A 10,779-nucleotide genomic window follows, 5' to 3' on the forward strand; every position below is an offset into this window, starting at 1 on the left:
TTAGCTTCTGACATCAGCCAAACTGAATACGATGCGATCGCAGAACGCATCCAACCTGTCGGTGATGTTTATCTAGCGGGCTCTGAGCCAGTGAAAGAAGAACCAACCGGTCCACGTGATGGCGCCACAGTTTATGGTACTTTTTGTATTGCTTGTCACGCATCTGGTGTAAACGGCGCACCTAAAACAGGTAATGCCGATGATTGGGCACCGCGTATTGCACAAGGCAAAGATACGTTAGTGAAGCACGCATTAGAAGGCTTCAATGCGATGCCAGCCAAAGGAACCTGTATGGACTGTTCTGACGATGAAATCATCGCAGCAATTGACCACATGATTGAAGGTCTATAAGTAAAGACATCAACGAAAAAGGCTTGCCAGTTGGCAAGCCTTTTTGTTTTTAGTCAGTGAGAACAAGGTTACTTTACTTCTTAAACATTGCTCGAATATTGGCAATGTGTGCTTGACCTTTCGCCATACGCTCTTCTGCTGATACTGGCTTTTTGTTTACTTCCCATTCAACGTCATCAAATGGCAACTCATCCAAAAAGCGGCTTTGAGTCGGTTTGATCAACTCGCCGAACTGCCGACGCTCTTTGCACATAGTGAAAGTCAGTTCACGTTGCGCTCGAGTAATACCAACGTACATCAGGCGACGCTCTTCTTCCACGTTATCTTCATCAATACTGGTTTGGTGCGGTAAAATACCTTCTTCGGACCCAATTAAGTATACATATGGGAACTCAAGGCCTTTTGATGCGTGCAAGGTCATCAGTTGTACTGCATCACTGTCTTCATCTTCTTCACCGCGCTCCATCATGTCACGCAAGGTCAAACGTTGAACGACTTCTTTTAACGTTTTCTCTTCTTGATCGTAGTTGTCACCCTCTAGGTCCGCCACTATCCAGGAATAAAGGTCAGAAACGTTCTTCATTCTCATTTCAGCGGCTTTCGGACTTGCTGAAGTTTCGTATAGCCAATCTTCATAATGGATATCACGAACTAGCGAACGAACCGCTTCGACGGTATCACCACGCTCAGCTTGATCAGCAATCGCCACTAGCCATTGGGTGAAACGACGCAGGTTTTCTAGGCCACGTCCCGTTAGGTGCTGTTCGAGCCCCATTTCAAAGCTCGACTCAAACAGGCTCTTGCCTCGCATATTGGCATAACTGCCTAACTTCTCTAACGTCACTGGGCCAATTTCACGTCGTGGAGTATTCACAATGCGCAAAAATGCATTGTCGTCATCCGGATTAACCAAAACGCGCAAATACGCCATGATGTCTTTAATCTCTGCGCGCGCAAAAAACGAGGTGCCGCCAGAAATTTTATACGGTACGCGGTTTTGCATCAGAGACTTTTCAATCAAACGTGATTGGTGGTTACCACGATATAGAATCGCATAATCTTTATATTCGGTACGGTTTAGGAACTTATGCGCAATTAGTTCACCCGTTACGCGCTCTGCTTCATGCTCTTCATTTTTAGCCAACAACACTTTGAGTTTTTCACCGTCAGGAATTTCAGAGAACAAGGACTTCTCATAGACGTGAGGGTTGTTAGCTATCAAAATGTTGGCCGCACGCAGGATTCGACTCGTTGAACGGTAGTTTTGCTCTAGCTTAATCAAACGCAAATTCGGATAATCTTCACCCAGCAACACGAGGTTCTGAGGTTTCGCACCACGCCATGAATAAATAGACTGATCGTCATCCCCTACAACAGTCAATCGCCCACGTTCTCCGACAATTAATTTGACCAGCTCATACTGACTCGTGTTGGTATCTTGATACTCGTCAACCAGTAGGTAACGGATACGATTCTGCCAACGCTGACGAACATCTTCATGATTACGTAAGAGTAAAACGGGCATCAAAATTAGGTCATCAAAATCAAGCGCGTTATAGGCTTTCATTTGCTTTTGGTACATATCAAAACAGAACGCAAACAATTGTTGCTGTTCACCTTGCGCACGCGCTTTGGCTTGCTCTGGCGTCAACATGTCGTTTTTCCAGTTGGAAATACAACTCAGAAGCTGACGTAGCAGATCTTTATCACCATCAAGCTGCTTTTCGGTAAGTTCTTTGAGTAGCGCTAGCTGGTCTTGGTCATCAAACAGTGAGAAGCCCGCTTTCAACCCTAAATGCTTGTACTCACGCTTGATGATGTTCAATCCTAAAGTGTGGAATGTTGATACCATCAAACCTTTAGACTCACCTTTCCCTAACGTTTGACCTACACGCTCCTTCATTTCACGTGCTGCTTTGTTGGTAAACGTCACCGCCGCAATGTTACGCGCTTTGTAACCACATTGCTGAACCAGATAAGCGATTTTATTGGTAATAACACGAGTTTTGCCCGAGCCAGCACCAGCTAGCACTAGGCATGGACCAGACACGTATTTCACGGCTTCATCTTGACTAGGGTTCAGCTTCATAGAAATTCTCTGCGGGTGATGAATGTGGCGCCTATGATAAAGGGGTGGCCTCGTGAAAGCTATGCTGATTTCTTGTAATTTTCACACCAATTAAGTGCAATATTCTGTTGCATAAATGGCGGGTATTTAAGCTATAATGAATGAACGTTCATTCACTAAAGGGTGACATTATGAAGGATAACCCTGCTGTAGATAAACGAGAACAAATCTTAGTCGCTGCTGAACAACTCATTGCTGAATCTGGTTTTCAAGGGCTTTCCATGCAAAAGCTCGCCAATGAGGCAGGTGTCGCAGCAGGGACGATTTACCGTTATTTCTCAGATAAAGAACATCTTTTAGAGGAACTACGCCTTAACGTTGCTAAGCGTGTTGCTACTGCGGTGCAACTAGGTGTTAGTGAAGAGATGCCTTTAAAACAGCGTTATCGAACCATGTGGCTCAATATTTGGAATTTAGCGAGCTCGAACTTAAGTGCGATCAGCAACCGAGTCCAATATGAGTCTTTACCCTGTTCAAATAGTAGCAAAGCTCGGGAACTTGAGAGACAAATGTTTGCCCAAGTAGATCTTCTTTTTAATCAGGGTAAAGATGAGGGAGTATTCAAGCTTCTCGATAACGAAGTACTTTCTGGATTAAGTTTTGAGGCAAGTGTTGCACTTGCTCGGAAACACGCTTTGGGATTTTATCAACTGGATAAGACGGCATTAGAGGCCGCTATTGAAGCCAGTTGGGATGCAATTATTAAACACTAACTTGGAGTTCTTAATAGAATGAAAAAGTGGATTTTGATGCTATCAATTGTTTTATTACTTTTTGGTAGCGTTGTTACATACAGACTAATTGATATCAAAGACAAAATGGAGCAGTTTGCCAATCGCCCTGAACCAGCATTCCCAGTAACCGTAACTGAAGTGCAAGCGGTGGATTGGGTACCAGTCATCGAGGCAATTGGTTTTATCGAGCCAAATCAAGGCGTGACGGTAGCGAACGAAACGAGCGGTGTTATCGATAAAATCGCATTTGATTCCGGTACTCAAGTTAAATCGGGTCAGCCATTAGTGTTGCTTGATTCTGAAGTCGAAAAAGCAAATTTGAAGAGCTCGCAAGCTAAGTTGCCAGCGGCAGAAGCGAAATACAAACGCTACCAAGGGCTATTCAAAAAAGGCTCTATTTCTAAAGAAGCGTATGACGAAGCAGAAGCAAACTACTTCTCCTTAAAAGCGGATATTGAAAGCCTGAAAGCAACCATCGACCGACGCGAAATCAAAGCGCCATTTGATGGTGTGGTAGGTATTCGTAACGTGTACCTCGGTCAGTACCTACAGGCGGGCACCGATATTGTTCGCCTTGAAGATACCAGCGTGATGCGCTTGCGCTTCACCGTGCCACAAACCGATATTTCACGTATCAATATCGATCAAGAAGTGGATATCTTTGTTGACGCTTATCCAGACCAACCTTTCAAAGGGTCTATTTCTGCGATTGAACCAGCTGTAAACGTACAAAGTGGTTTGATTCAAGTTCAAGCGGATATCCCTAACAGTGACGGCAAACTACGTAGTGGTATGTTCGCGCGTGCAAACATCATTCTGCCTAAATTAGAAAATCAGGTCACTCTACCTCAAACCGCGATCACATTTACGCTGTATGGCGACAATGTTTACATCGTAACAGAAGAAGATGGCGAAAAACGCGTTAAGCAGCATGTGGTAAAAGTTGGCGAACGCTCTAAAGATATCGCACACATTCTAGAAGGCGTGAAGCCAGGTGATGTAGTGGTGACGTCGGGTCAAGTCCGTTTGAGTAACCATGCGAAAGTAAGCATTGTCGAAAGCGATGCAACTACCCCACCTGCTGAAACACCAATGCTTTAAGTTGGAGGCATCATGCGCTTTACAGATGTTTTTATAAAACGTCCAGTTTTAGCGGTATCGATCAGCTTTTTGATTGCATTGCTTGGTTTGCAAGCGGTGTTCAAAATGCAGGTTCGTGAATACCCTGAAATGACGAATACGGTGGTCACCGTGACCACCAGTTACTACGGTGCAAGTGCCAACTTGATCCAAGGCTTTATTACTCAGCCATTGGAGCAAGCGGTAGCGCAAGCCGATAATATTGATTACATGACTTCGCAATCGGTACTGGGTAAATCGACCATTACTGTAAACATGAAGTTGAATACTGATCCAAATGCGGCGTTGTCTGACATTCTGGCGAAAACCAACTCGGTACGTTCACAGCTACCAAAAGAAGCCGAAGACCCAACCGTAACCATGTCGACAGGTTCGACAACGGCGGTACTGTACATCGGCTTTACGAGTGACGAGTTATCTTCAAGCCAGATCACTGACTACCTTGAGCGTGTAATCAACCCGCAGTTGTTCACCGTAAACGGTGTGTCCAAAGTTGACCTGTATGGTGGTATGAAGTACGCACTGCGCGTATGGCTAGATCCTGCCAAAATGGGCGCTTTGAAGTTGACCGCAACCGATGTGATGAGCGTTCTTAACGCCAACAACTACCAATCTGCAACCGGTCAAGCGACGGGTGAGTTCGTGCTTTATAACGGTAGCGCAGATACTCAGGTATCAAACGTTGCTGAACTTGAAGCATTGGTCGTGAAAACTGGTGAAGGGGATGTCATCCGCCTAGGTGATATCGCTAAAGTAACGCTAGAGAAAAGTCACGACGTTTATCGCGCAAGTGCAAACGGTCAAGAAGCCGTGGTTGCGGCGATCAACGCAGCGCCAAGTGCTAACCCGATCAACATCGCGGCAGACGTACTTGATCTGTTGCCTCAACTTGAGCGCAACCTACCAAGCAACATCAAAATGAACGTGATGTACGACTCAACTATCGCCATCAACGAATCGATTCACGAAGTAGTGAAAACGATTCTTGAAGCAGCGGTCATCGTACTTGTGGTTATCACACTGTTCCTAGGTTCATTCCGCGCGGTAATCATTCCTATCGTGACCATTCCACTTTCATTGATTGGTGTGGCAATGGTGATGCAAGCAATGGGTTTCTCTTGGAACTTGATGACGCTACTGGCGATGGTGCTTGCCATCGGTCTGGTGGTGGATGACGCGATCGTTGTACTAGAAAACGTTGACCGTCACATCAAAGAAGGGGAATCGCCATTCCGAGCTGCAATCATTGGTACGCGTGAAATTGCGGTTCCAGTTATCGCGATGACATTGACGCTAGGTGCAGTGTACGCGCCGATCGCATTGATGGGTGGTATCACCGGTTCACTGTTCAAAGAGTTCGCTTTGACACTGGCAGGTTCAGTATTCGTATCCGGCATCATCGCTTTGACACTATCACCAATGATGTGTTCGAAGATGCTGAAAGCGAACGAGAAGCCAAGCAAGTTTGAGCAAAAAGTTCACCATATCCTTGATGGCATGACCACTCGTTACGAAGGCATGTTGAAAGCGGTAATGGCTCATCGTCCGGTTGTTATTGCGTTTGCAATCATTGTATTTGCAAGCTTACCGGTCTTGTTCAAGTTTATTCCTAGCGAACTAGCACCATCTGAAGATAAAGGTGTGGTCATGCTGATGGGTACCGCCCCATCAAATGCGAACTTGGACTATATCCAAAATACCATGGATGACGTAAACCAAATACTCTCAGATCAACCGGAGGTGGAATACGCACAGGTCTTTAATGGTGTACCAAACTCAAACCAAGCGTTTGGCCTAGCAACATTGAAGCCTTGGAGTGAACGAGAGGCAAGCCAATCTGAAATCACGAAACGTGTGGGTGGCCTAGTATCAAGTGTGCCTGGTATGTCTGTCACTGCATTCCAAATGCCAGAGCTTCCAGGTGCAGGCTCAGGTCTACCTATTCAGTTTGTAATTACAACACCAAATAGCTTCGAGAGCTTGTTTACTATCGCTAGCGATATTCTAACCGATGTTGCAAGTAGCCCAATGTTTGTCTATTCCGACCTGGATTTGAACTACGATTCAGCAACGATGAAGATCAAGATCGATAAAGACAAAGCCGGTGCCTACGGTGTGACTATGCAAGACATTGGCATCACCCTCAGCACCATGATGGCAGATGGTTATGTAAACCGAATCGACCTGAATGGCCGCTCGTACGAGGTGATCCCTCAAGTTGAGCGTAAATGGCGTCTAAACCCAGAATCGATGAAGAACTACTATGTACGCTCTGTGGATGGTAAAGCGGTTCCATTAGGCAGTCTGATTACTATCGATGTGGTGGCTGAGCCTCGCTCTTTGCCACACTTCAACCAGCTAAACTCAGCGACTGTGGGTGCAGTACCATCACCTAGTGTTGCTATGGGTGACGCAATCGACTGGTTTGAAAATATTGCACAAACCAAACTGCCTGCAGGATATAACCACGATTACATGGGCGAATCTCGTCAGTTTGTAACGGAAGGTAGTGCCTTGTATGCAACCTTCGGTCTTGCACTTGCGATCATCTTCCTCGTTCTGGCGATTCAATTTGAATCACTCCGCGATCCTATTGTCATCATGGTATCTGTACCTCTGGCAATATGTGGTGCCTTGATCGCATTGGCCTGGGGTACGGCCTCGATGAACATCTACTCGCAGGTTGGTTTGATAACGCTGGTCGGCCTAATAACCAAGCACGGTATCTTGATCTGTGAAGTCGCCAAAGAAGAGCAGTTACATAATAAACTGTCTCGTATTGATGCGGTGATGGAAGCTGCGAAAGTGCGTCTTCGCCCTATCCTAATGACCACTGCAGCGATGATCGCAGGTCTGATCCCGCTGATGTACGCAACAGGTGCAGGTGCCGCGCAACGTTTCAGTATCGGTATCGTCATCGTTGCTGGCCTTGCAATCGGTACACTGTTCACACTATTCGTACTACCTGTGATTTACAGCTACCTAGCTGAAAAACACAAACCTCTGCCAGTATTTGTTGAAGACAAAGACTTGGAGAAGTTAGCGCGAGTTGACGAAGCGAAAGCAGCTCATCGTGAATTAGCGGATAACAGATAAGCTATTAAGGCATTCAAAAAGGTCACTTCGGTGGCCTTTTTTATTGCCGCTCTCTTTTTTGCCATCTAAGTGGCGACTTTCACGTATCATTTACTTAAAATGAGGACAAATCAAAAGGAGTTTTAGCCACTATGTTTGACCCAAAGAAATTAGAGCAAATTGCTAAACAGATTCACGACTCAATGCCTCAACCAGTAAAAGAATTGGGCTCTGATGTCGATCAGAAAGTTCGTCAAGTAATCCAAGGCCAGCTAAACAAGCTAGATGTTGTAAGTCGCGAAGAGTTTGATGTTCAAACTCAAGTTTTACTACGTACACGTCAAAAGCTAACAGAAATGGAACAGAAGTTGGCGCAACTTGAAGAAAAGCTTGCTGAAAAATAAGTATCAAAGCGCTCCTCACAAAGGAGCGTTTTTCTTATCGGCGCGCAGATAAATCGGCTAAAAACAAAAAGGCTTGGTCAACGGCGACCAAGCCTTTTGATTAGATGTTGTGTTTTATTTTGTATTTATCACTCCAGTCTGCCTGGAGTTTATCTACTGCGTTACTTGAGACTAAGTAAATTACGCTGTATTAAGGTTTCATTTCTAGGAGAAGGCGCGGACTTTACGATAGTAAACGAGCACCTTCGACACCGAAATGGAGTCATTTAGCCGCCCACCGCGATACGCTTCATATCAGTCATGTAACCACGTAGCTCTTCACCGATGTACTCTACAGGGTGGTTACGGATTGTTTCATTCACAGCGATAAGAGTCGCGTTATCCACTTGGTTAGACGTTTCACCTAAACCTTTACCAATTACGTCAGTATTTACGGCTGGCATAAACTTCTCACGTAGAAGCGGCGTTGCTACGTTAGCGAACAGGTAGTTACCGTATTCCGCAGTGTCTGAGATAACCACGTTCATCTCGTATAAACGCTTACGTGCGATAGTGTTTGCGATAAGTGGCAGCTCGTGTAGAGACTCGTAGTAAGCAGACTCATCGATGATGCCAGATGCCGTCATCGCTTCGAATGCTAGCTCAACACCCGCACGAACCATAGCAACCATCAAGATACCGTTATCGAAGTACTCTTGCTCAGAGATTTCTACGTCAGTTTCTGGGTAGTTTTCGAAAGCAGTTTCACCTGTTTCTGCACGCCAGCCTAGTAGATTTGCATCGTCGTTTGCCCAGTCAGCCATCATAGTGCTAGAGAAGTGACCGGTGATAATGTCATCCATGTGCTTGTTGTATAGCGGACGCATCAGTTCTTTTAGCTCTTCAGAAAGCTCAAATGCTTTCACTTTTGCAGGGTTAGTTAGGCGATCCATCATGTGAGTGATACCACCAAACTTCAGTGCTTCAGTGATGGTTTCCCAACCGTATTGAAGAAGCTTACCAGCGTAGCCAGGATCGATACCATCAGCAATCATCTTCTCGTAACATACGATAGAGCCAGCCTGTAGCATGCCACAAAGGATAGTTTGCTCACCCATTAGGTCAGATTTCACCTCAGCAACAAAAGAAGACTCTAGACAGCCTGCACGGTGACCACCGGTTGCTGCAGCCCAAGCTTTCGCGATATCCCAACCTTCACCTTTTGGGTCGTTCTCTGGGTGAACAGCGATAAGAGTCGGTACACCGAAACCGCGCTTGTATTCTTCACGAACTTCCGTACCTGGACATTTAGGTGCAACCATTACTACCGTTAGGTCTTTACGGATTTGCATGCCTTCTTCAACAACGTTGAAACCGTGAGAGTAACCTAGTGCTGCGCCTTCTTTCATTAACGGCATTACCGTCTCAACAACGTTTGTGTGCTGCTTATCTGGAGTAAGGTTTACTACTAGATCAGCTTGTGGAATTAGCGTTTCGTAGCTACCTACCTCAAAACCGTTGTCTTTTGCGTTTTTGAATGACTGGCGTTGCTCATCAATCGCGGCTTGGCGAAGCGCATAAGCAACGTCTAGACCAGAGTCGCGCATGTTCAGACCTTGGTTAAGACCTTGAGCACCACAACCTACAATGACTACTTTCTTACCTTTCAGATAATCCGCTTCTGAAGCGAACTCACTGCGGTCCATAAAACGACAACGACCTAATTGGTCCAACTGCTCGCGCAAGTTTAGGGTATTGAAATAATTAGCCATCTGGGTGCTCCTTTGAGATTCTTCCATTGAGGTCAGTAATTGCCTTACCGAATAACTTCATACTAAAACAGACATGAGATTGCTTAAAGTGATATATTCACAATTAGTTATTGCAATTTATGCAACATGGAAATGAAAATTTAATGAATATCAAAAGCCTGCAACTTTTCATTCATCTCTGTGAGAGTAAAAGTTTCGCCAAGACCGCAGCGGCAATGCATATTAGCCCTTCAGCCTTAAGCCGACAGATACAAAAATTAGAGGAGGAAACCAGCCAACAATTGTTTTTACGCGACAACCGTAGCGTTGATTTAACTATCCAAGGTAAAAAGCTAGTCCCAGTTGCCTTAAAGATTCTTGGCGAATGGCAGCAGTATCAGAGTCACCTGAAGGGAACCGAGGATGAATTGAAAGGAGAAATCCGTCTCTTTTGTTCTGTTACTGCAAGCTACAGCCATCTTCCGGAGCTAATCTCTGACTTTCGTATTCAGAACCCTTTCATTGAGTTCAAACTATCAACCGGCGATCCAGCTCAAGCGATCGACAAAATACTAGCAGATGAAGCCGATATTGCCATATCAGCCAAGTCAGAACAGATGCCAAATAAAATCGCATTTGAAACGATCAGTGAAATCCCACTTTCTGTCATCGTACCTGTTGGGGTTAGTGCGTTTGCTGAAGAGCTACAAAAAGAAAAACCAGACTGGTCGGTCATTCCATTCATACTCCCAGAAGCAGGAACGGCAAGGGACAGGGCCAATACTTGGCTCAAACAAATGAAAATAAAGCCAAAGATCTACGCACAAACCTCCGGACATGAAGCCATCGTAAGTATGGTTGCATTGGGGTGTGGAGTAGGTATCGCACCTGATGTTGTAATCAACAACAGTCCGGTAAGAGAAAAGATAAATCGTTTAAAAGTCTTACCAATTAAACCTTTTAAACTTGGTGTTTGCTGCAACAAAACTCAGCTGGAGAATCCGCTTGTTAAAGCCTTTTGGAAGGTTGCAGAGAGCAAGTATATCGCACCTTAGATGAACACTTTTTAGGTATAAAGTGGGCTAATTTTAAAACTCTATAGATGCAAAAAAGCCCGCTCTTTCGAGCGGGCTTCTTAAATTTAAAGCCTGGCGATGTCCTACTCTCACATGGGGAAGCCCCACACTACCATCGGCGCTATTTCGTTTCACTTCTGA

At 45.2% G+C, this 10,779-nt stretch carries 8 protein-coding genes; 6 read left to right on the forward strand and 2 right to left on the reverse strand.

The features are described from left to right. On the forward strand, nucleotides 1-351 hold a 351-nt coding region (locus R7E51_RS23770), incomplete at its 5' end, for a c-type cytochrome (protein WP_318128333.1). Between the two features lie 73 nt (nucleotides 352-424). Here the strand turns inward: R7E51_RS23770 and rep are convergent. Further along, nucleotides 425-2,440 carry a DNA helicase Rep gene (gene rep, locus R7E51_RS23775; RefSeq protein ID WP_005379104.1) on the reverse strand — a complete coding sequence of 672 codons (2,016 nt, stop codon included), beginning with the start codon at nucleotides 2,438-2,440 and terminating at the stop codon, nucleotides 425-427. Nucleotides 2,441-2,610: 170 nt separating this feature from the next. Between rep and R7E51_RS23780 the strand changes: the two genes are divergently transcribed. The 4 genes from R7E51_RS23780 to ubiK all read left to right on the forward strand — a co-directional run bounded on the left by R7E51_RS23780 (nucleotide 2,611) and on the right by ubiK (nucleotide 7,832). Next, nucleotides 2,611-3,192, forward strand: a complete 582-nt coding sequence (locus R7E51_RS23780; RefSeq protein ID WP_005384254.1) for a TetR/AcrR family transcriptional regulator — start codon at nucleotides 2,611-2,613, stop codon at nucleotides 3,190-3,192. An 18-nt stretch (nucleotides 3,193-3,210) separates the two neighbouring features. Further along, entirely contained in the window at nucleotides 3,211-4,314 is a 1,104-nt protein-coding gene (locus tag R7E51_RS23785; protein WP_017821136.1) for an efflux RND transporter periplasmic adaptor subunit, read from the forward strand. A 12-nt stretch (nucleotides 4,315-4,326) separates the two neighbouring features. Then, nucleotides 4,327-7,449, forward strand: coding sequence for a multidrug efflux RND transporter permease subunit VmeD (gene vmeD, locus R7E51_RS23790; RefSeq protein ID WP_017821137.1), 3,123 nt, complete (start codon nucleotides 4,327-4,329; stop codon nucleotides 7,447-7,449). Nucleotides 7,450-7,580: 131 nt separating this feature from the next. Next, on the forward strand, nucleotides 7,581-7,832 hold the full coding sequence (gene ubiK, locus R7E51_RS23795; protein WP_005379099.1) for a ubiquinone biosynthesis accessory factor UbiK: 252 nt from the start codon (nucleotides 7,581-7,583) through the stop codon (nucleotides 7,830-7,832). Nucleotides 7,833-8,098: 266 nt separating this feature from the next. Here the strand turns inward: ubiK and ilvC are convergent, their stop codons facing one another. Then, nucleotides 8,099-9,583: a ketol-acid reductoisomerase gene (gene ilvC, locus R7E51_RS23800; protein WP_005379098.1), complete on the reverse strand. Its 1,485-nt coding sequence runs from the start codon at nucleotides 9,581-9,583 to the stop codon at nucleotides 8,099-8,101. Between the two features lie 143 nt (nucleotides 9,584-9,726). Here ilvC and ilvY point away from each other — a divergent pair, with 143 nt between their 5' ends. Further along, nucleotides 9,727-10,617, forward strand: a complete 891-nt coding sequence (gene ilvY / locus R7E51_RS23805) for an HTH-type transcriptional activator IlvY (RefSeq protein WP_005379097.1) — start codon at nucleotides 9,727-9,729, stop codon at nucleotides 10,615-10,617. Nucleotides 10,618-10,779: the final 162 nt, after the last annotated feature.

This window comes from Vibrio sp. Vb1166, assembly GCF_033338695.1.
GTDB lineage: Bacteria > Pseudomonadota > Gammaproteobacteria > Enterobacterales > Vibrionaceae > Vibrio > Vibrio alginolyticus.

What these genes read in the sequence shown, in the direction of transcription:
- rep (WP_005379104.1), bottom strand. Translation starts at nt 2,440, where the DNA reads ATGAAGCTGAACCCTAGTCAAGATGAAGCCGTGAAATACGTGTCTGGT.
- R7E51_RS23780 (WP_005384254.1), top strand. Translation starts at nt 2,611, where the DNA reads ATGAAGGATAACCCTGCTGTAGATAAACGAGAACAAATCTTAGTCGCT.
- R7E51_RS23785 (WP_017821136.1), top strand. Translation starts at nt 3,211, where the DNA reads ATGAAAAAGTGGATTTTGATGCTATCAATTGTTTTATTACTTTTTGGT.
- vmeD (WP_017821137.1), top strand. Translation starts at nt 4,327, where the DNA reads ATGCGCTTTACAGATGTTTTTATAAAACGTCCAGTTTTAGCGGTATCG.
- ubiK (WP_005379099.1), top strand. Translation starts at nt 7,581, where the DNA reads ATGTTTGACCCAAAGAAATTAGAGCAAATTGCTAAACAGATTCACGAC.
- ilvC (WP_005379098.1), bottom strand. Translation starts at nt 9,583, where the DNA reads ATGGCTAATTATTTCAATACCCTAAACTTGCGCGAGCAGTTGGACCAA.
- ilvY (WP_005379097.1), top strand. Translation starts at nt 9,727, where the DNA reads ATGAATATCAAAAGCCTGCAACTTTTCATTCATCTCTGTGAGAGTAAA.